A 21,715-nucleotide genomic window follows, 5' to 3' on the forward strand; every position below is an offset into this window, starting at 1 on the left:
ATGCCCACAACAGTGAAGATCGATGGCTTTTTAAAGGTTCCGGATATCAAAGGCCCAAGCGTTCGCGATGGCCACGAAGATGAAATCGAAGTCCACGGTGTCGATTACAAGATAGTCGCGCCTTACGATCCGAATTCGCTCTCGCGTCGCGGTCGTGTGTCCCTCGGCATGATCAAGTTCACCAAGCACTATGACAAGTCGTCGCCTTATTTGAAAAAGGCGCTGTTCGACAACAAGGCGCTGGACGAAGTTGTGTTCTCCGCACGCCGGACCATCGACGGCGAGACCAGCGACTACCTGGTCGTCACCCTGACCGACGCCTCGATCATGGAATACGACATGTCGCAGGCCGAGGACGAGGAAGACCTGATCCAGGAGGAGGTCAGCTTCGCCTACAAGAAGATCAAGTTCGTCTATGACAAGGATGACGAGATCGAAATGGATGTCTATGTCGGCAAGTGAGGCCCGGCGGTCCGGCGCCGACAAGCTGCAGGTTACCGGCAGTTCGCGAGCGAAACGCGAAGCGGTCCAGCCCTCTCTCTGGGACCGCCTCGTCAACGACCTGCCGGGCGTGACCTCGGAAATAGCCGGACTGCGCCAAGTCTTGCACGACGAGCTTGGCGCGGACCGGCTGGACATCCTTGTTGCGGGAACCCCGCGGGTCATCGACGCCGACGCCGAGCTCACATCCGATCAGAAGCAGCGCCTGCATCGCCTGATCTTTCAAACCCAGCATCGTGCGGAGATCGAAAGCCGTGGCGTGGTCGTATCGGCCCGTGTCCTCAGGGAGGCTGTGCGACGCGACATCGAAGCTCTGTTCAACACCGAGCGCTTCGAGGCCATTCCTCTTCTTTCCGATCTCGAAAGCGAACAGGCCGCCGACAACCCGCCGTCGCTTGCCGATTTTCCGGAGGTTCGCCGAAGTGTGGTCAATTACGGCGTGCCTTCGTTTTCGGGTCGTTCCTCCCGCGACTTCGATCGCGAAACTTTGGCGCGCGAGATCCGTTCCATCCTCGCCACGTTCGAGCCACGTCTCAAGGAAAGCGCAACAAAGGTAACGGTGACCCTTGGCGACAAAACCGTGGGCCTGAAGATCGAGATTGACGCTGTGCTGATCATGACGCCGACGCCGGAACGCATGCGGCTGCGCACCACGATCAATCTCGATAACGGCTTGGCGCGGACCGAATTTAGGGAAGCCTGAGAGATGGATCGGGTCTTCGTAGAATATTACGAGGAGGAACTGACCCATATCCGTGCACTCGCGGCTGAATTTGCCGACATGCATCCGGCCGTGGCGCGCAATCTTTCACTCGATACGGTCCCGTGTCCGGATCCGTATGTCGAGCGGCTGCTCGACGGCGTTGCCTTCCTGGCCGCGCGCACGCGGCTGAAAGTCGATGCGGAGCGCTCGCGGTTTTCACGTAGCGTGCTCGATGTCCTCTATCCCGATCTGGTTTCACCGGCGCCGGCAACGGCGATGGCGGTGCTGAAACCCGGTCAGCAGGTCCAGTCGATGATTGCCGGCCATGTCATCAAGCGCAACACGCGGCTGGTCTCCAGCCTGCAACCCGGCCTGTCGACGCGCTGCACATTCACCACCGCGCAGGAAATGACGCTGTGGCCGATAGCCATCACTTCAGTCGGCTATTTTCAGGATCGCAGCGCGCTGGCGGCGGCAGGCATAACGCCGATCGGCGGTGTGGGCGGCGAGGCAGCGCTCCGCATCACGCTGGCTCGAACCGGTAAGGGCAAGCTCAACGAATTGGCGCTCGACCGGCTTGACCTCTATTTTGCCGGGCGCACCAAGGCGCCGCTGCTGTTTGACGCGATTTTTGGCGCCTCGTCGGCCGTCGGCGCACGCGCCGAAGGCAAGACCAACCCGCTATCGCCTTTGCCGGAACCCGAAATGGTCGGCATCAGCGACGACGAGGCCCTGATGCCTCGTACCCGTCCGACATTCGAGGGGTATCGACTGCTGCGTGAATATTTCATGATGCCCGAGCGCTTCCACTATGTGCGGATTTCAGGGCTGCAACCCGTCCTGCGCAAATGCGAGGCCGGGATAGAGATCATCTTCATGTTCCGGCGTCCGGTGGCCGAGCTTGCCGACCTGACACCAGCCGATTTCGAACTGTTCGCAACGCCGATCATCAACCTCTTCGAGCGTGAGTGCAACGTCATCGAACTCGATCCTCGCAAGACGCGGCAAGTACTGCATGCCGACCGCACGCGGGCGCGGGACTTCGAGATCTATCGGGTCACCCGCGTCGAGGATGCCGACACCGAGGGCAACGATGCCGAAATCCCGGAGCTCTTCAGCCTCGGTCAAAACCGCGGCAGTGGCTGGGTCTACTCCACCGAACGGCGCCCTCGCCGGGCCACCGAGGATGAACGGCGCGACGGCCTGACCCGCACCTCATACACCGGGGACGACGTCTTCCTGTCGATTTCCCGTCCGCTTGGAAGCCCGCCGAACCGTCCGCTGAAGCGGGTCGACATCGTGGCGCTTTGCACCAACCGCGACCTGCCGATCCTCGACGACAATCCCACCTTGACGCTGGAGACAGGCGATCCCGTCGAAACGGTCAGGCTTCTCGGCGCATTGCGTTCGCCGCAGCCGGCTATTCCCGCGGCGCTGCCGGCGGGCGCCGAGGGCGAATCCCGCGCCGACAATCTCGCCTGGCGTCTCGTGGCGCAACTCGCGCTCAACTTTCTCAGCCTTGCCAAGGAGGGTCGCGGCCTGGATCCGCTGCATGCGCTGCTCGATCTTTATGCCGATCGGGGCGATCCGAGCCTCGCCCGCAACGTGCACTCGATCGTTCGCATCGACTCGCGGTCGGTCGTCGAGCGGCTGCAGATCGATGGGCCGATGTGCTTCGGACGGGGCACGGAAGTGACGCTGCATGTGGACCAGTCGGTCCTGGCGGGGCAAAGCACATTGCTGCTTTCGGCCCTGCTGGCGCGGCTGTTTGCCCGTCACGCCGGAATAAACGGCTTTGTGCGGACCCGCACGCGGCTGCTGCAGAAGCAGGAGGATGTGCCATGGCCGATGACGCCCGGCAATCGCTACCTGATCTAGACACATTCGACCTGGACCGGGCCGAGGGGCTGTCCGGATCGTTCGACTTCTTCGAGCTGCTGCGCCGGCTCGAACGGAGGGGCGGTCTGTTCGGCTATTCCGGCCAGCCGGATCGCGAGCCGGCAAGGCTCGGGCAACATGTGCGTCTCGGCTTTACCGCCAAGGACGTGGTTGAGTTCCGCGACGCGAAGGACAAGACACCTGGGAACGACAAGTCGTCGGGGAAGGACGGGGCGCCGGCCCGGGTCACGGTTGCAAATATCGGGTTGATGGGACCGGAAGGTCCCTTGCCGCTGCATCTGACGCGTTGGGTGCTCGATCGCCTGTCGCAGCGCTGGTTCACCGGCGCCGACGCGCGGCAGACCAGCGACACGACCTTCGTGGACTTCGTCAACATTCTTCAGCACCGCATGATTGCCCTGTACTATCGGGCCTGGGCGGATGCCCACCCCGCGGTACAGGTGGAACGTGCGGTCGGCGGCCGCGTTCGCGCCATGCTTGAAGCCATGGCGGGGATCGGCCTGCCTGGCACTGGGAATGCCGATCTCGACACGGTGAAGCTTCGCCAGGCCGCTTCGCTCGCCAGCCAGGTCGACGGCCCGGAGCGCCTGACGCTGTTTCTGGCGGAGGCGTTCAAGGTGCCGGTCCAGCTCAAGGAATTCGTCGCCGCGTGGATAACCATACCAGCCCCGCTCCAGACGCGCCTTGCCAAGGCTTACACCGCGCTCGGACGCGGGGCGACGATCGGCCCGCGCGTTTTCAACCGCCAAAGCCGGATCGAACTCCGCGTCGGCCCACTCGGATATGAGGACTTCAAGGCGTTCCTGCCGGGTGGCCAGAGCCTGAAGTTATTCAAGCAGGCTGTCCGCGACATGGTCGGGGAATCGCTCGACGTCGATCTGCGGATCGTGCTCGCGCGCAACGCCGTGCCGCCGCCGCGTATCGGAGCAGTACAGCTCGGCCGGACCGCCTGGCTTGCGCGCCCCCCCGAAAGGGGAGATGCTGACGATATGCGGCTGCGCACGATCGTCGGATGGCGGCCGGAATTGGCGGAGGTCGCGGCATGAGCCTGCTGCTGACGCTGGAACAAGGACCCCGTACCCAGGCGGTTAGGCAGACCCGGCTGGACGAGGGTGAACTGGTGATCGGCCGCAGCGCGGACGCGGGCTGGCAGATCGACGATCCCGACATGTTCGTTTCGCGCGCCCATTGCAAGATCACCGGCGGGCGGGACGGATATTTCGTTACCGATACATCGAGCAGCGGACTGTTCATCAACGACTCCAACAGTCCGCTCGGCGCTGGCCAGTCCGCGCGGCTGCAAAGCGGCATGCGGCTCAGACTGGGCGACTATGTCGTATGCGTCGACCTGCAGTCGCCGGTAGCCCAGGCGCCGGCAAGCATTCAGTCGGTCGCGGAACGCCCGCCGCCGGCGTCTCGTGTACCGATCAGCATCGGCCACGACGACTTTTTTTCAGCCAAGGTCGAAGAGGAGCCACGGCGACCGAGGCCGGCCGATCTGCCGAACCCGTTCGAGCAGCCGGTGCCAGGAGCGTTCGAGCGTGCCAATCAGCGCAGTTCACCTGCCTTCGACGACCCGTTCAGCCTCGACCCGGTATCAACACCCGCGCCGAACGGCGCACCCTATCCCGAACCACGTGGGGCGCCAGGCCCCGCTGACCCATTCAGCCTCGATCCGGTGCCTTCCCGCAACGGTGCAACCGAGTCCGTTCCAGGAAAGTCATCCGAATTCGATGACGATTTCGGTTTCGAGCCGGCCGCGACGCCCGATTTGAAAAACGGCGCCGGCCCGTCCGGTCAACGCGAACGCGCCGCCGTAAGGCCGCAATCCGCCAATCCGTGGGACCTGCCCGCGCAACCGGCTGAGGCGCCTCCTCCACCAAGAACGGGCGCTGCCGCCAAAGCTGCCCGGCCGGCAGCGGCGGGGCTCAATGACATGGCGCTTCGCACGGCATTCCTGCGTGGCTTGGGCATTGAGGAAGCCGATTTTCCAGGGCGCGACACCGCTGCGGAAATGGAGAAGTTCGGCCGCGAATATCGGCTGATGATGGAAGGCCTGATGCAGCTTCTGCGCAAGCGAGCCGAGGAAAAGGGAAGCGCCCGTGTCGCCCAGACGATGGTCGGAGCCTCTGAGGTCAATCCGCTCAAGTTTCTGCCGACGGTCGACGACGCCATCGTGACCATTATCGCCGAGCGTAGCCCCGGATTTCTCGCCGGCGAAGCAGCAATCGCCGACGCGGTCCGCGATCTCGCGCAACATCACGTGCGCGCCTGGCGCGGCGTGCAGACCGCCTTGCGGCGGATGATTGACCGTTTTGACCCGGCGGCGATCGAGGAAGAGCTGAAATCGAATTCCGCGATCGGCACCCTGCTTTCAGGCGGGCGTGGCGCCAAGCTGTGGGAGCTCTACCAGAAACGCCATCGTGAAATCGCCCAGAGCGCGGAAACGAGCTTTCTTGGTGAAATCGGCGCAGATTTTCGGGACGCATATGAGGAGGAGTGAGACATGATCGATCGACGCGAATTCGTCATTGCCCTGGGCGCGACGGGGCTGCTTGCGGCTTGCCAGAGCGGTCCGCCAAAGCCGTCGGCCATCACGGTCAACCTGACCGGCGCTGCCGGCATGAACCCGGGACCGGGTGGCGGCGACCGGCCCGTGACGGTCCTGGTGATGCGGCTGCGCAGCACCGGTAAATTCAACTCGGCCGATTATTTCGCGCTGCAGGGCGATGCCGGCTCCGCGCTCGCAGGCGACCTCATCGGATCCGACCAGATGTCGGTCGCACCGGGAAAGACCGCGACCAAAATCATCACCGTCGAGCCGGACGCAACTGCGCTGGGCTTCGTTGCACTGATCCGCGAGCCCGGCGGCAGAAACTGGCGGACAACCAAGTCCGTTTCGCCGGGATCACAATTTACCGTCAACGTAACGCTTGGTAGCGGCGGAATTTCCGCCTAGCGGCCAAGGCAAGGGGTGCTCGATGCAGAGAGTGGCGGCATGAGCGATGCAAACAGGGTGCTGTGGTCCGAAGGACTGTTTCTGCGGACCCAGCATTTCCAGCAGCAGGATCGTTTTTTCGAGGCGACTGTGCGCGGCGCTTTGCAGGCCGGGCAGTTGCACACGTTCGGCTTTCAGCAGCTGACGCTGGACCAGGCAATGCTCGATGCCGGCCAGGTCTCGATCCTGTCGGCACGGGGCATCTTTCCGGACGGGACTCCCTTTTCGATCCCGGACATGATGGACGCGCCGCGACCGCTGCCGGTGACGCCGGATACGGGCGCCGGAGCGGTGCTGGTCGCCTTGCCGCTCGAACCTCCCGGCGGCGTCGGCTTCGATCCGGCACACACGGCGTCCAGCGGCGCACGCTATCATGGGCGGATCCTTGCGGTGCGCGATGCCGTGCAGGGAGGTTCCGACCCCGAAGAGATCGAGATCGCCCGTCCGCAGGCGCTGCTGCTTGCCCCCGGAAAGTCGGTTGGCGGTTACACCGCCCTGCCCATAGCCGAAATCAAGGGCGTTCGAGCCGACGGCGGGGTGTCCCTGGACGAGACGTTCCTGCCGCCGACCTTGGTTACCGGCGCGGTGGCCTGGTATCGGCAATTGCTTCTGGAAGTCGTTACCGGCCTCGACCAGATCGCCGAGGCGCATGGCAAGATGGTCATGGGCGGACCAGGGCGCAGCGTCGAAGATTTGTTGATGCTCAACCTTGCCAATGCGGCGCGTCCCCGACTGGCCCACATGCTGGCTCAGGATGTTTTCCATCCGGCCGAGCTTTATCTTGAGCTCGCCGGTCTCGCCGGCTCGATGGCGACCTATGGCTCCAGCGCGCGGCGGCTGGGCGAATTGCCGGCTTACGATCACATGGCGCCCGGCCCCGCATATTCGGCGCTTGCGGATGCGCTGCGTTCGCTCATCCTGAGCCTGCGCTACATCGAACCGAAATCACGCGCCCTGCCCGTCATGCGGCATTCGACCAATGTCTGGAAGATCCGCATCGACAATCCGAAGCTCCTGGTGGCCAGCCGGATCGTCATCCGGGTCGGGTCCGAGCTGTCGGAGGACGCGCTGCGCAAGATATTCGTCAACCAGGCGACTGTCGGCGCAGCCGATCAGTTCGAGGGTCTCTGGAAGTCCCGCCTGCCCGGCATCCCGCTGAAACCGCTTCATTCGCAACCCCGCGAAATCCCCTACGATGGCGATCGGCTGTGTCTTGAGCTGGATCAGAAAAGCGAGCACTGGGCCTCGCTGCTCGATGCCCCAGGCTTCGTCATCGGCGTTTCGGGCGTGTTGCCGAGCGAGCCGCAGGTGGACTGCTATTCGGTGAACAGGTGAGATGATGAGCCGGGATGATCCCTTCGGACTGTCGGAGGATCGTGAACGCACTCGCATACGGCTGACCGGCGCGCCGATGCCCCGCCCGATGGCGCCACTCCTGCCGGGCGCGCCGATAAAACGGTCCCGCGCCCACCCGAACGCACTTGTCAACGCCTTCGCACCCTTGCTCGAATTCGCGCCCGAGCTTGAAAGCGCGCTGCCGCCGGAGAATCCGGAAGCGCTGCGCACCCGGTTGCTCGACGAACTGGTTCGGGCGCGCGATATGGCAATGGCGGCGGGATCCTCGCTGGAGCGGGCCGATCAGGCGGCCTGGGTGGTGGCGGCGCTGCTCGACGATTTGGCCTTGAACACGCCCTGGGGCGGTGCCAGCGCATGGCCGCGTCAGCCGCTTGTGGTCATGCTCCGCGGCGATGTCGATGCCGGCACGCAGTTCTTCACCCGTCTCGACGAACTGGAGCGCCACCCGAACCGTGATCGCGAATTGCTGGAACTGCAATATCATTGCCTGGCGCTCGGCTTCCGCGGCAAGTATCGCGTGCCAGGCCGGTCGGGCGACCGCTCGCTCAATGCCGTTCGCGTGGCGGCGGCACGCTTCCTGCGCGATGCCGATGCCGACGCCGCGCCGCTGTCGCCCAACTGGAAAGGCGTGATCGCCTCCGACGAGCCGCAGCGCTTCATCGTTCCGATCTGGGTGATGGCGCTCGGCGCCGCTGTGGTCGCCACCGCTATCCATATCGGGCTCTCAATGGGGCTGAGCAGCCAGGCGGTCGAGCTTTCCGCGCTTGTCCGCGCGCTGCCGCCTCCCACCCGCAGTGATATCAGCCGCACGTCGCCACAGGTCGACGCGCCGCCACCGGAGGCCGTGGATTTTGCGTTGCTGCCGGAATTTCAGGCTGGGGCGCCGGCCAATCTCAAGTCGGCCCTTAGAGGTACCGAGAGCGTTTCGCTGGCGAAGCTAGTCGTTCAGGCCTCCAACCCCGAACTGTTCCAGTCGTCGCGAGCACAACTGACAGAAGGTTTCGAGCCCCTGATCGGTTCTATCGCCAAGGTGATCCTCGCCAATCAGGAACTGATCGGCAACATCACGGTGGTCGGCCACACCGACAGCGTTCCGCTGCAAAGCTCCAATCCGCTCTCCACCAACCAGCGGCTGTCCGAGGCGCGCGCGGCGACCATCGCCGACATGCTGATCCAGAGCGGAGTGCCGCGGGACCGCGTTCGTTCCGAAGGCCGCGCAGCCACCGATCCCGTAGCCAAAGACAGCACACGCGAAGGCCGGGCCTTGAACCGCCGCGTCGAGGTGCTGGTCGAAAAGAGGCTGTGAGATGTTCATCCTGCGCTTCCTCTGGGCGGTTCTGACATCGCGCTGGCTCTGGACGCTGATCGGCATCACGCTGCTTTCCCTGGTTATCTGGGTGTTCGGACCGATCGTCAGGGTCGGTGCTTACGAACCCTTCGCCTCGGAAACAGTGCGCATCGTCATTATTGCGCTGCTGGTCATCTTCTGGCTGATCTGGCTGATCATCGCCCAGCGCCGGGCGATCCGCGCCAACCGCATGTTCATCGCCGAGATCGCCGCGCCAGCGGTGGAAAAGCCGCTCAGCCCGGGCGAGGAGAACGTCGCCGCCGTCGGTGCCAAGTTCGCCGAAGTGATGGCCGAACTGAAGCGCCGCAAGCTGGGCGGGCGCAAGTTCCTGCGCGAAATGCCCTGGTACTTGATCGTCGGGCCGCCGGCCACCGGCAAGACCACGGCCCTGCGGCAGTCCGGGCTGAACTTCCCGATCGACCTGACCGACGACCTGCAGGGGGTTGGCGGCACACGTAACTGCGACTGGTTCTTTTCGGAAAACGCGGTTCTGATCGACACCGCCGGCCGCTATGTCCAGCAGGAGAGCCAGCCCGACGTCGATGCGGCGGAATGGCTGGGTTTCCTCGACCTTTTGAAGAAGCACCGGGGTCGCCGGGCGCTGAACGGGGTGATCGTCGCGCTATCGATCGACGTGTTTTCAGAGGGCGACGAAGCCATCAAGGCACATGGTCGCAAGATCCGCCGTCGGTTGGCAGAGCTCAACGACCGGCTCGAGATCCGCCTTCCGGTCTATCTGATGCTGACCAAGGCCGACCTGATCAAGGGTTTCGAGGCTTTCTTCGGCGGCCTGTCGACGGCCGCGCGCGAGCAGGTGTGGGGGACGACCTTCGCGCTGGACGCGCGCGTCGACGCAAAGACCATAGAGCGGGAAATCGCCACGCTGGCGACGGAACTCGAGCGGCGGCTGGTGCCGCGCCTGGAGGACGAGGACAAACTCGCCGCCCGCGCCGAGATCTTCAGGTTTCCCGCCCAGCTCGCAAGTCTTTCCGAACCAATCCAGGTGCTGATCGAGGCAATGTTCGGCGAAAGCCGATACGAAGAGGCCGCCTGGCTGCGCGGCCTCTATCTGACGTCAGCGACCCAGGAAGGGGCGCCCATCGACCGGCTGGCCGCGGCGCTGTCTTCTTCCTTCGGTCTTCCGCCGCGACGGGCCATGCCGGCGCAGCGCATCGAAAAACGCAGCTTTTTCCTGAAGAACCTGCTGACCGAGGTCATCTTCAGGGAAGCGGGCCTGGGGACATTCGATCCGCTGGCGCAGCGCCGCCGCGCCTGGATCTGGCGTGGCGCCGCCGCCGCATGTACCGCCGCGGCCCTGTTGGCCGGCGCAATGTTCACCTGGTCCTACTATGACAACCGCAATGCGATCACGGCGCAGGCCAGCCAGTTCGAGGCGCTGCAGACACCCCTGACCGCGGTCGCGGCAAACCCGGCGTCGGTGGCGCAGCCGGCCATCGATGGCGCGCTCAATGCGATGGCCGAGGTCGCGAATGCCCGAACCGCACCGCCGGGCAGCGCCCAGGATCTGCTCGGGCCATCGGCCTCGGCGGAGCTGCTGCGCGCGCAGGCCGACACCTACGACCACGCTCTGCGCAACGTTCTCGAGCCGCACATGATCGCTCTGCTCGAGGCAACCATGTGGCGGCAGATCCGCGATCCGGATTTCATGCTGGGGGCGCTGAAGACCTATCGCATGATGACGGGCCTGTCACAGATGGATTCCGATTTCGTCCAGAACTGGTGGGTGAACGATTTGCCCGAATTCGCGCCCACGGCGCCCTTTCCGACCGCCGACGCGGAAGAGCACCAGCTTGCCGCGATCCGCCGCATGGCGGTCGACGACAGCTATATCGCGCCGGATCAGGCGCTGGTTGCCGAGGCGCTGAAAACAGTCTGCACGATTTCGTTGCCGGCGCGTGCCTACAGGCAGCTGCTGGCCGACCCGGCGGTGGCCGGGCTCAAGGAATGGATCCCCGCGAATTTCGCCGGCCCCAACGGCGCCAAGGTTTTTGCGCGGCGTTCCGACAAGACGCTGCGCGTCGGCATTTCGGGGGCATTCACTTATTCCGGCTTCCACGATGCCATTCTCGACCGGGTCGAGGATGTCGCCGCCCAGGCGGCGCTGGATCGGGCGGTCTTCGCCGGAGGCTGTTCGGAAAATTCCGAGACCTCCGTCTCGGCGCTGTCCGAGGACATTCTGAAGCTCTATTACGAAGACTACATCGCGCAATGGGACAGTTTCCTGCGCGATATGAGGCTCGCGCCGTTGACCGACCTGAATGTCGCCAGCGAGAATCTCAAGGACCTTTCAAGCGCCGATTCCGCGCTGAAACGCCTGCTTACGGCAGTCATTCAGGAGACCGACCTTACCCGATCCGATGAAGCGCCGGCCGATAACAAGGCAGCGGCCAAGGGCGGCTCGAAACTGCTCGGCAAACTCGGCAAGCTGGGAAAGATCGTCAAGACGGGCGCAAAACTGCTGCCACGCGCGGGCTCCCCCGACGAGGTGGATCTTACCGGCAGTCTGGTGGCCGAACACTTCAAACCGATTAAGGGCGCAATCGCCGAGGTTGACGGCCAGCCGCCGGCGCTCGACGCCGCGGTAGTGGCCCTGACCGCCCTGTCCAACGTGCTGCAGACGGTCACGGCCAATCCCGACCCCCAGGACGCCATCAAGAAGCAGGGCGGTCTCGCCGAACTGACGGGAGCGGTCGCCAGGCAAGCGCAGATCCTGCCGGATCCGGTCGACGACTGGCTCGGCGGCATCGCCGGCGATACCAGCGGCCTGACGCAGAAGGCGGTCACCTCGGAGCTCAACGCCATCTGGCGCGCCGACATCCTGCCGTTCTGCCAGGCGGCGCTGAACGACCGTTATCCGTTCAGCCCCGAAAGCGCGGTGGACGTCAATGTCCGCGATTTTTCTCGCCTGTTCGGACCGGCCGGGATGATCGACGCCTTCATCAACGACCACCTGATCAGCTATGTCGACACCGCCAGCCAGCCATGGAAATGGCGCGCCGATTTTGGCCTGGACTCTTCGGCTCTGGCGGCATTCGAACAGGCCAGACGGATCCGCGACGATCTCTTTCCCGGCGGCACGGGCCCGGTGATGAACTTCACGCTCGAGCCCAAGGATCTGTCTCCGAACATTACACGCGTCACGCTCAATCTCGATGGCCAGAACCTCGTCTACTTCAACAACGCGACGCGCCCGCAGCCGATGACCTGGCCCGGCAAGGACGGCACCGGAGTCATCTCGCTTGCCTTCCAGCCGATCGACGGCTCACCCGAAATCATGCTCAACGAGACCGGCAGCTGGGCGTGGCTGAGGCTGCTGCGCAGCGGCCGCTTCACCGGCACCTCGCTGTCCGATGTCTATAGCCTGCGATTGGGCACGCAAGGCATGTACGCCGACTTCGAGCTCAAGGCGGCAAGCGTCGAGAACCCCTACAATCTTCAGATGTTCAAGAAGTTCTCATGTCCGCCCCAGATATGATCCTGCCCGGCTTCTACGGCAAAATGCCTGCCACCGGCGATTTCGTCACGCGGCGGCTGCCGGGGGATTTTGTGCGCGTTTGGGACCGCTGGCTGGCGCAGCACATCGTCCCGCTGATGGGTTCGGCAGCCTGGCCGCAGAATACGGCGCTGCGCTTTCTCGCCGGCCCGGCTTCCTTCGGCGCATCGGCGGGCATCATCTTGCAGAGCGCCGACCGGGTTGGCAGGCAGTTCCCGCTGAGCGTCGTCGCGCAGCTCTCCGAAGCCTCCTTCCAGCTGGCCCATGGCGACGAATGGTTCGACAGCATCGAGGCTGCTGCCTTCGCCGCCCAACGCGGCGAGCTCGCACCCGACGAACTGGATGCCGCACTGACCGCCCTGCATGTGCCACCCATTGAGGAGGACGGAGATGTCATCGACGACATGGTGATGTGGACCGCCCGCTCGGACATTTTCGACATCGACCCGCAATCTCCGCAAGCGACGCTTGAACAAATCTTCGCCGCCAACTGGGAGACCAGCTGATGCAGATCTGGAACCAGATGGGCTATCAGCACCAATTCACCATGGGCTTGGACAAGGCCGGCCACGAGTGGATCGTCATGGTGGTGAAAGGTACGTTCGACTTTCCCACGACACCCGGCGGACTGGTGAAAAAATCGTCGGAACAGGTCCCTCTGGTCATGGCCGACATGCAAACCGGCGTGCCCGGCTATTCGGCCACGCTGTGGGAAACCGATTTCGCCTTCCGCAAACCGCGCTGCGACGTTGTCGCCAATGGCTGTGCCTACGCACCAAACGGCAGACCGATCGAGCGCGTGCCGGTCGGTATCAAGGTCGGCAATTGGTCAAAACTGTTCGAGGTCGTCGGCCACCGGGAGTGGCGATCCGTCGGGCCGGTCTTTACCGCCACGTCGCCACAGCCCTTCCTGAAACTACCCATCTCCTATGACGTTGCCTGGGGTGGCGTCGACAGACTGGACCCGGAGGACAAGCTCCCCGCCAGCTACAGATACAATCCCGTCGGAACCGGCTGGTCACGGACCAAGAACCAGCGCCTTATCCCCGGTCTGCGACTGCCGAATACGCAAGCTGTCGGCGAAGAAATCCGTTCGCCCTTCGGCGACTACAAGCCGATGAGCTTCGGACCGATGGGGCGTGGCTGGCCGGGACGCATCGAATATGGCGGCACCTATGACGACAACTGGACGAAAAACATCTTTCCGTTCCTGCCACCCGATTTCGACGAACGCTATTTCCAGATGGCGCCGCCCGACCAGCAGATCGATCTGCCGACGGGCGGCGAGGACGTGGTGCTCATCAATCTGACGCCGGAAGGGCGGGTGAGCTTTCGACTGCCACCGACCGCGTTGCCGATGACGTTGTTCGCCGCGGACGACGAGGAGCCGCGCTTCGAAGGAACGGTATTTCCTGATTCATTGCTGTTCGAGCCTGAGCACAGGCGCTTCTCCATGGTCTGGCGGATTTCAAGCCGCATTCGTCGCACGATCCTGGACTTTGTGGAGTGCTGGGTAGGCCCGCCTTCTGAATCAATGCTCAGAGCACGAGCCTCCGGCCGCCGCTACATTCGTGCCGGGGGGACTGCGGACTCCGTTTCCGAGGATGCATGACAAATCGGGTCGTCATATCGTCGATCGGCATGGTCACACCAGTTGGTCTGGACGCGCCTTCTTCCTGCGCTGCCATGCGGGCGGGCATCGACGGTTTTCAAGAGACAAGATTTGTAGCCGGCGGCGGCAAGCGGTTGATCGGAGCGCCTATTACCGTCAAGGAAAACTGGGTTGGCGAAAAGCGGATCGCCTATATCGCGGCAGCCGCGATCAAGGAGGCTTTGGGCGGCGCGCCCGGTGCATTGGGATCGTCGATCACCCTGATCCTCTGTCTCGCCGAAGAAGGACGGCCAGGCAGGCCCGCACCGGACGCACAGCACCTTCTCGCCCGCATAAGTGAACTCACCGGTCTGACAAGCTCCTGGCAGGCGCATGTCGTCGCCCATGGCCGTCCATCCGGTCACATTGCGATAGAGCATGCACGCAGATTGTTAAGCTCTGGGGACGCTGAAAATGTCCTGATTGCGGGCGTCGACAGCTATCTCACGGCCGGGACAATCACTCATTACTTCATGGAAAGTCGCCTGCTGGCGCCACGCCATCCCGACGGATTTATACCCGGAGAAGCGGCCGCAGCATTCATGTGTACTTTGGCAGGCAGGCCCGGGGCCCGTGGCCTCGAACTTCTCGGGCTAGGGCTCACGCGCGAGCCGGCCCATATCTACAACGAGGCGGATTTGCCGCTCCGCGGCGACGGGATGACTGCGGCTTATCGATCAGCCCTCGAAGAGACAGGAGTAGAACTCAGTCGGGTGGGTTACAGAATCGCTGATCTGATCGGTGAGAAGTACTGGTTCAAGCAAAGCGCACTGGCGACGTTGCGACTGGCTCGAGGCCGACGCGAGTTCATGGATATCTGGTCGCCGGGAGAAACCATGGGCAATGTCGGCGCCGCCGTGGTGCCGATCATGGTGGGATGGGCATTTACCGCCGCAGCCAAAGGATATGCCGCAGGTGATCCGGTCCTGATCGAGGCGTCCAATGATGTGGGCGAATGCGGAGCAGCGGTTCTGAGCGGATCGGCGCGATAGATGGGAAATGTGTTCGCCAACGGGCTGGAAATTTCCGGAAGAGGAAGCGATGGCAAGACGATTGCCGCCTTTCCAGACACCTGCTTCACGCCTCCGGAAAATCCTGCCACGCCCCCTGGCGTACCAATTCCCTATCCCAGTTTCGGGTTTTCAAGCGATACTGATCAAGGAACGGGGACCGTCAAGATCTCCGACAAGACCGTCAATATCAAGAACCAGTCCTTTCTCTCAAAAACATCCGGAACCGAGGCCGGATGCGCGGCAAAAAAGGGCATTATTACTTCTACAAATACCGGCAAGGAGTATTTCCAGTCGTGGTCGAACAATGTGAAGTTCGACGGCGAACCTGTTATCCGGTTCACCGACCTTGCGACGAACAACCACGCCTCACTTGCCGCCAACCAGAGTGCGCCTTGGTACCATCTTCTCTTCAGGGACGGAGCGGAGACGGAATGCTGGGTGCTCCTGCAGGAGCACAACCTGAGACTGCATCCCCACAACCAGGCAAATTGCCCGGATGGCTATGAATCCGAGCACTATGTCGGAAACGAATATTTCCAACATGACCGTGAGCACAACCAAAGTTACAAGCAATGGAAGAATTACAGCCAGCACCGCGCGCCCTGCGTGTGCATCCGCGCCAAAAAACACGCCCAGGGCGGAGGATTTCAGCACAAAGGACCAGGCTCGAAGGTCAACACACCGCACGACCTGAAAACCAAGCGGCTCAATCAATACAAGGAACGCCTGGCCAAACGCGGACAGAAGCCGAAGCTGAAGGGCGTTGTCGCCCAAGGTGCCGACGCCATTGTCAACACGCACAAGGAGACCAAGGCGGCCGATCCCGATACCAAGAAGGAGATCGCCAAGTGTCTGCGGGCAATCTTCATGGCCTATATCGAAGATGCGGTGCATCCCCCGAAATCGCGTGAGACGTTGAACAATATGACGACCATGTCGCACACAACCCGCTAAGCTGGGCAGAAGGAAGGGCGCAGCAAATGTCTAGGAAAATCTCGGACCTCAGCCCTGACGAAGTCGACACCGACGCCATAAATGCATACCACCTTGGCGGAAATCTCTTCAGCGTTTCGCTGCAGTTGACTGACCGGCACAATGAGATTGCCCACTCCTACTTGTTCAAGATCTCCTTCGATGGCAGGGGTATCCGCAGCGAGACCATATTTGAATTGCCGAGCCAGATCCTGTCTCACGTCAGCCGCTCGCCGGAAGAGCACATCGTTCTCGACCTCGGTGCGACGACCCACCTGTTCAAAGGCAAGTCCCACACGACATGGGAAACGCCCTTTGACGACTTCGTCGACAAGATCTGGCAGCACGAAGGGGGAGAACTGTATCTTCTTGGAGACGCCGGCATCTGCTGCATTGCGGAAGGACAATCGTGGCGCCCCATCAAACGAGGCACAAAGTCAAATCTGAGAGCCATTCACGGCCAACCAGGTGGTGACGTGCACGTGGCTGGCTTCGATGGCGCCCTGCTTCGCCTGGCGGGTGGGAAGTGGAAACAGATTCCACTCAACTTCAACGTGCCGATCAACGCCATCCATGTGGCATCCGATGGCCGCGTAAAGATCGGCGGCGACGATGGCGACTGCTTCGAATACTTCGAGGATCGTGTAGATGAAGTCCAAGGCCCGGAGACGGACTTTGCGTCGATCTACGAATTCATGGGCAAGACCTATTGGGGCGACGACGGACATGGCCTTCTCGTTCAAGATGGGCTCAAACTGGTCCCGTTCCGCGCCTTGGACTTCGGGAACTTCATGCATGCGTCTCGCGAACTCCTGGTGGTTGTCGGCTGGAAGGAAGTATTTTTGTTTGACGGAGATGAATGGCGGGGCTTCGAATTTGAATATGACGGCGAAGTCCACTGCCGCATCGTCGACATGAAGCGCCGCTATCTATAGATCCTTGTCCGTCATAGAATAGCGCCGGGACGGCGGTCGTCCGCGACACTGGCTTGGTGTCGAGCGAGGTAACTGCGAACCCTGGCGAGATCGAGGTCCGCTATTCGCGGCGGATCGGGAAACGACAACATTCGCAGGACAAAAAGTTCACCCGACTCCGGAGAGTGCTGATAGATCTCGCGGGCAATTGCCAGTCCATGCTCACCTGCGACCCGCAGCCCATCCAGATAGGCTTCCAAGCGCTCGACAAGACGGTCGAGCCTGACTTCATCCATATCGGGGTTCTCATCGGGATGAAGCAGGTGGTGATCGTACACAGTCCAAAGAAAGGCTGCCATCTCGGCGTGTTGCCGAACGATCTCGGGAAGAATCGGCGCTGGCATCAGTTGAGATTCACCGATCCGCCACGAATTCTGTTCGTGGCGCTGGCATGGCTGGTTACGTAAGTTCCCCGGATGGTGATATGGCCATCATGCTCCATGACAATGGTGGCCTTTCCGCAGCGTAGTTCGATGCGTTTTCCGCTCACTATCCTTACACATTCGCCGTCGCTGACAACCGACGGCAAGCCGGATTTATGCGCCGGTTCGACAATTCGCCCAACGATCAGCGGCCTAAGAGGATCGCCTTCCTGGAAAAGCAATGCCACCTCGGCCCCAATCATTGAAGACGACAGTTCGGTCAGGCTTCGCGCCGGGACAGCATCGGTGGACGGGTTGCCGGGGAAAACGACCAGCGGCCCCCTATCGCCCATCCCCAAAAACATGCCTATCACGACACCGTCTATTCGTCCCAGAACATCAACCATTTGAATATCCTAGTTCTGATGGATCTTACTGCCCTTCATGACGATCTTTTTCGAGGCAGTTACGCCAATTTCGCCTGACCCGGTAATTGTAATGTCCTTGCCCTCGATGGTGATGGTCCCGTCCTTCTTCAGCGCGATGCCGGCCGCCCCGCACTTGATCAGAATGGTATCGCCTGCCTGAATGGTGAGGTTCTTTCCGACCTTGATCGTTTTGTCCTCGCCGATGTCTTCCACGCCATTCTTCGCGATCTTCGCCGCACTGTTCCCACCAACTTCGGTCTGGTCGTCCTTGGCGATTTTGGCCAATCGGCCCGCGTTGACTGTCGTGTCCTGGTCCTTAGCGATCTTGACGGTCTGACCACCACCAATCTGAACGCTCTGATCCGCCGCGATATTCCAGCTATCCGCCGCCCCGATGTCGTGGCTCTGTGCCGCCCCTACAGTGACTGACCGTGTCGCACCGATTGTATTCGCTTGCGGGCCGCCCACAGTCCGGGTCTCGGACGCGCCGACTGAATCGATACGAGCCGCGCCGACGGTCACCGTCTGGACGGCGCCAACAGTTTGCGTATGCGCTATGCCGATTGTCTCGGTGGAGTTTGACCCAACATTGATGGTTTCGTTCGATCCAACCGTCAGCGAACGGTTCTTGCCCACCGTCTCGGTATCGTTCGAGCCGATATCCGTGGTCTGGTCGACGCCGACCTTGACCGTCTTGTTGTTGCCGACGTCCTCGTCGAGGTTGTGGCCCACGGAGTGCTTGGCGTCGTGGTCTATGCGGTCGGACTGGTCGTGCTGGACCAGCTTGGTGCGGTCGTTCTTGATCAGAAGGTTGTGGTCCTTCTGCGCCTGGAAATTGACCAGTTCGGAGCCGGCCTTGTCCTCGAACATCAGCTCGTTATAGCCGCCACCGCCCTTGGAGGAATCCGACTTCCAGCCGGATTGCGTGGCGCTGCCCGGCAGCCCGTAGGGCGGCATCTGCGAGGCGTTGTAGACCCTGCCGGTGATGATCGGCAGATCCGGGTCGCCTTCGATGAAATCGATGATGACCTCCTGGCCGATGCGCGGTATCTGGATGAACCCCCAGCCGCTGCCGGCCCAGGTCTGCGAGACGCGCACGAAACAGGAGCTGTTCTGGTCCTTCTTGCCCAGACGATCCCAATGGAACTGCACCTTCACCCGGGCATACTTGTCGGTGAATATTTCTTCACCCGATGGGCCGACCACCGTCGCCGTCTGGGGCCCGCGCATGATCGGCCGGGGCGTAATCCGTGGCGGACGATAAGGCAAGGCGGTCGGCGCCACGCCCAGGATCACCTTGAAGTTCTCGCTGCCGACGTCGGCAAGAGCCCTGTAGCCCGGATCGAAGAGCCGGTATTCGGCGCTGACCACCAGATACTCCTGGTTCTGGTCTTCGCGCGGAAAGCCGTCCAGCTTGAACGTGCAGCCGGAATATAGCCCACGCACGGTTCCGACAGCGGCGATGCGCTGGTGCACGGCCTGGATTTCCTCGCGCCGGATCGCCGCAAGGCTGTCGCCCCGGCCTACATCGAGATGCGCGCCGGGCTGGCGGTAGTTCTCGCCCGCCGCCAATTTGTGGCCGAACGGCTGGGCGGATTTGGCCATCAGGTCGGCGCCTGGCTTGGTGAAGTCGTAGTCGGTATGGACATAAGCGCCCGGCCGCACCGAACTGCCCGGAATCCATTCCGTTATATACTCGACATCGCGCCGCGAGCCCTGCCCTTCAAAGTGATAAGGCACCTTTTCGTAACCCGGCGCAGGCTTCAGCTTGCTCATCGCATCGGCGAGCACAAGTGTGTGCTTGCCCTCGTCGTGCTCGAAGAAATACAGGATGCCTTCGTGCTCGAGCAGCCGCTGCACGAAATCGAGATCGGTCTCGTCATACTGCACGCAGTATTCGCGCGGCGAATAAGACCCTTGCAGGCGCTTCTCGAATTTTGCCGTGCTGTATTTCGAGAAAACCTCCTCGACGATCTCGATGACGCTCATGTTCTGGAAAATGCGGCAGTCGGTCGTGTTGCCGAGGAACCAGAGCCATGGCCTGACGACCGCTTCGTAATATGCCAGCCTGTCCTCGATCCGGGTGAGCCGAAATTCCGAGATCAGGCCGCTGAACCAGCGTTTCGGATCGGATTCACCTTCGATCGAAACAGCCCCGCCCAGCATCTTGAGCGGGTCGATATCGGGACTGCTGCTGACGAACCCGACAGTATAGGCCAAACAACGACTGATCTCATCGCGCCCGACGAGATGGGTGAAGGTCAACAACTCGGCGCCCACCGGTGTCTGCACAACCGTGGCGCGTTGTTCGTTCGGCATGGGTCGTGCCCCTCCTGGACGCGGCCGCCAGTGTGGCGGATTTGAAGTTCCTGCTATGTGAACAACATCACCTTCAGGAACGCCACACTAGGCCATGCTGAGCCTACCACAGGTTTTCCTGTCGACCAAAAAAAGAACGAGCGGCAGTTAAACCTTGCCTTATCGATTTCATCGACTTGAAACGCTGCTGTCCTGTTATACTTGCAAGCTGCTAGAATGGTGGCGTATCGATCGGCGATCGACGGCGATTTTGGATGTTCATCAGGCTGCAGATCAACAATGTCGACGCCCTGCCCGCTGGCATCTCAACCGGCTATGCAGCCCGTGATCGCGGCTTCGAAATCGGACGCGAGGCTTGTGACTGGACTTTGTCCGACCCGGACAAGTTCATCTCCGGCCGGCACTGCGAGGTCAGGTTCGACGCGGGCGCGTTCTGGCTGTACGACGTCTCGCGCAATGGAACCTTCGTCAACGGATCGAGCCAGCGCATGGCCGGCCCGCATCGGCTCGGTCATGGCGACCGGCTGCTGATCGGCCGTTACGTCATCTTCGTATCGATTGACGACGAGCGCGCGACGACAGGCCAAGCTCAAGGCAATCGCGGTTCGACGCAACGGGAAATGCCGGTCGCCACCGGCCGGCCGCTGGACTTCGGCAACGAGCCTTTCTTCAGTCCGGCGGAGCAGCGGCCCGGGCAGCAGGCGCCAGCGTCGACGTCTTCCTTGCTGCAGCCCACTCCTCCGCCCTCGGCGGGGTCCGCACCCCGCCGCCCTGACTCAGACGAGATGCTGCGGGAAATCGCGATCGGAGCCGGCATCTCCCCGGAATTGCTTCAATCTCGTGATCCCCATGAAGTTGCTGCCGAAATCGGCGCGGTGCTGCGGACGGTGGTCGAGGAGCTGGCCTTGCTGCTGAAAGCACGGGCGGCTGCGAAGATATTGGCCAAGAGCACACACCGCACGATGATAAGTGCCGAGGACAACAATCCCCTGAAGTTCGTGCCGGGGACCGACGATATCCTTGAGATCATGTTCGCGCGGCGCAGGGCCGGCTATCTCGATGCCAGGCACAGCATCGAAGACGCATTCCGCGATCTCAAGACGCACGAATTTGCCACCTATGCAGCCATGCAGGCTGCTCTTTCGCGCTTACTTGACGACTTGTCGCCCGAGGCGATCGGCAAAAAGCTTCCGCCAACGTCGTTCAGCTCGAAGAAAGGCCTGGCCTGGGACGCCTTTGTCGCGAAATGGCGGACCATGGAGGAAGCCCACGAAAACGGCATGCTGGATATATTCCTGTCCTATTTCAGCGAAGCCTATGCCAAGGCCGACAAGCAAAAATAGAGCGGTGAGACCGACCCTGGCGCATAGAAGTGCATCCCCGAAAGAATGTGCAGTGCTATAGTCGGCGAAAGAAAAATCTCGTCGGCGCACTGCATCCGGTTCCAATGGCTACTTTGTGAGACTACGATCACATACGACAGTTCGCCAAGCTGGTAAGGTTGATTGACCTGGGGTCTGCGGCAAATGTCATCTTACGGCGGGATAGCGTTTTGTGGCCAACCTTCTTCCGAACAGTGCTCTCGCCAGCAGGGACAGCGTTTTCTGCATCTGGCCAGGAGCCGTTTTGCGCTCATCCGGCGCATGCACGTACATCGCGCGTGGACGGCAGATCGGC

The 21,715-nt window shown here is 62.1% G+C and carries 18 protein-coding genes; 15 read left to right on the plus strand and 3 right to left on the minus strand.

The features are described 5' to 3' along the window. Genes AC0L2H_RS15780 through AC0L2H_RS15845 form a run of 14 tightly spaced genes read left to right on the plus strand, consistent with a single transcriptional unit; the run spans position 1 to position 16,890 of the window. A complete protein-coding gene (locus AC0L2H_RS15780; protein WP_008875170.1) occupies positions 1–462 on the plus strand; it encodes an Hcp family type VI secretion system effector in 462 nt (153 codons plus the stop codon). After that, on the plus strand, positions 449–1,204 hold the full coding sequence (gene tssE / locus AC0L2H_RS15785) for a type VI secretion system baseplate subunit TssE (protein ID WP_473591285.1): 756 nt from the start codon (positions 449–451) through the stop codon (positions 1,202–1,204). The genes AC0L2H_RS15780 and tssE overlap by 14 nt, the downstream gene beginning before the upstream one ends. Before the next feature lie 3 nt (positions 1,205–1,207). Beyond that, positions 1,208–3,082, plus strand: coding sequence for a type VI secretion system baseplate subunit TssF (gene tssF / locus AC0L2H_RS15790; protein WP_473591097.1), 1,875 nt, complete (start codon positions 1,208–1,210; stop codon positions 3,080–3,082). Beyond that, positions 3,046–4,149 carry a type VI secretion system baseplate subunit TssG gene (gene tssG, locus AC0L2H_RS15795; RefSeq protein WP_473591098.1) on the plus strand — a complete coding sequence of 368 codons (1,104 nt, stop codon included), beginning with the start codon at positions 3,046–3,048 and terminating at the stop codon, positions 4,147–4,149. Before tssF ends, tssG begins: the two co-directional genes overlap by 37 nt. After that, positions 4,146–5,606: a type VI secretion system-associated FHA domain protein TagH gene (gene tagH / locus AC0L2H_RS15800; RefSeq protein ID WP_473591099.1), complete on the plus strand. Its 1,461-nt coding sequence runs from the start codon at positions 4,146–4,148 to the stop codon at positions 5,604–5,606. The genes tssG and tagH (AC0L2H_RS15800) overlap by 4 nt, the downstream gene beginning before the upstream one ends. A 3-nt stretch (positions 5,607–5,609) precedes the next feature. Continuing rightward, positions 5,610–6,062: a type VI secretion system lipoprotein TssJ gene (tssJ, locus tag AC0L2H_RS15805; RefSeq protein WP_107648625.1), complete on the plus strand. Its 453-nt coding sequence runs from the start codon at positions 5,610–5,612 to the stop codon at positions 6,060–6,062. 39 nt (positions 6,063–6,101) lie between these two features. Beyond that, the gene (gene tssK / locus AC0L2H_RS15810; RefSeq protein ID WP_473591100.1) at positions 6,102–7,436 is read left to right on the plus strand and encodes a type VI secretion system baseplate subunit TssK; all 1,335 of its coding nucleotides are present in this window, start codon (positions 6,102–6,104) and stop codon (positions 7,434–7,436) included. Positions 7,437–7,440: 4 nt separating this feature from the next. Beyond that, positions 7,441–8,763 (plus strand): type IVB secretion system protein IcmH/DotU, encoded by a 1,323-nt coding sequence (gene icmH, locus AC0L2H_RS15815; RefSeq protein WP_473591101.1) that lies wholly within the window; start codon positions 7,441–7,443, stop codon positions 8,761–8,763. Between the two features lies 1 nt (position 8,764). Next, entirely contained in the window at positions 8,765–12,301 is a 3,537-nt protein-coding gene (tssM, locus tag AC0L2H_RS15820) for a type VI secretion system membrane subunit TssM (RefSeq protein ID WP_473591102.1), read from the plus strand. Further along, entirely contained in the window at positions 12,298–12,825 is a 528-nt protein-coding gene (gene tagF, locus AC0L2H_RS15825; RefSeq protein WP_473591103.1) for a type VI secretion system-associated protein TagF, read from the plus strand. Before tssM ends, tagF begins: the two co-directional genes overlap by 4 nt. Next, entirely contained in the window at positions 12,825–13,931 is a 1,107-nt protein-coding gene (locus AC0L2H_RS15830; protein WP_473591104.1) for a DUF2169 family type VI secretion system accessory protein, read from the plus strand. Before tagF ends, AC0L2H_RS15830 begins: the two co-directional genes overlap by 1 nt. Further along, entirely contained in the window at positions 13,928–14,962 is a 1,035-nt protein-coding gene (locus tag AC0L2H_RS15835; protein WP_473591105.1) for a 3-oxoacyl-ACP synthase, read from the plus strand. Before AC0L2H_RS15830 ends, AC0L2H_RS15835 begins: the two co-directional genes overlap by 4 nt. Next, positions 14,963–15,937, plus strand: coding sequence for a DUF4150 domain-containing protein (locus AC0L2H_RS15840; protein WP_473591106.1), 975 nt, complete (start codon positions 14,963–14,965; stop codon positions 15,935–15,937). Between the two features lie 26 nt (positions 15,938–15,963). Beyond that, complete coding sequence (locus tag AC0L2H_RS15845) at positions 15,964–16,890, plus strand: hypothetical protein (protein ID WP_473591107.1); 927 nt, start codon at positions 15,964–15,966, stop codon at positions 16,888–16,890. A gap of 11 nt (positions 16,891–16,901) precedes the next feature. On the opposite strand, the gene AC0L2H_RS15850 is transcribed toward AC0L2H_RS15845, so the two are convergent. The 3 genes from AC0L2H_RS15850 to AC0L2H_RS15860 are packed head-to-tail and all read right to left on the minus strand — an operon-like array spanning position 16,902 to position 20,038. After that, entirely contained in the window at positions 16,902–17,273 is a 372-nt protein-coding gene (locus AC0L2H_RS15850; protein ID WP_473591108.1) for a hypothetical protein, read from the minus strand. Continuing rightward, complete coding sequence (locus tag AC0L2H_RS15855) at positions 17,273–17,698, minus strand: DUF6484 domain-containing protein (RefSeq protein ID WP_473591109.1); 426 nt, start codon at positions 17,696–17,698, stop codon at positions 17,273–17,275. The genes AC0L2H_RS15850 and AC0L2H_RS15855 overlap by 1 nt, the downstream gene beginning before the upstream one ends. 9 nt (positions 17,699–17,707) lie before the next feature. Next, a complete protein-coding gene (locus AC0L2H_RS15860) occupies positions 17,708–20,038 on the minus strand; it encodes a type VI secretion system Vgr family protein (protein ID WP_473591110.1) in 2,331 nt (776 codons plus the stop codon). 254 nt (positions 20,039–20,292) lie between these two features. Here AC0L2H_RS15860 and tagH (AC0L2H_RS15865) point away from each other — a divergent pair, with 254 nt between their 5' ends. Continuing rightward, the gene (gene tagH / locus AC0L2H_RS15865) at positions 20,293–21,381 is read left to right on the plus strand and encodes a type VI secretion system-associated FHA domain protein TagH (RefSeq protein WP_473591111.1); all 1,089 of its coding nucleotides are present in this window, start codon (positions 20,293–20,295) and stop codon (positions 21,379–21,381) included. Positions 21,382–21,715 lie beyond the last annotated feature (334 nt).

Source organism: Mesorhizobium sp. WSM4871, from assembly GCF_055811295.1.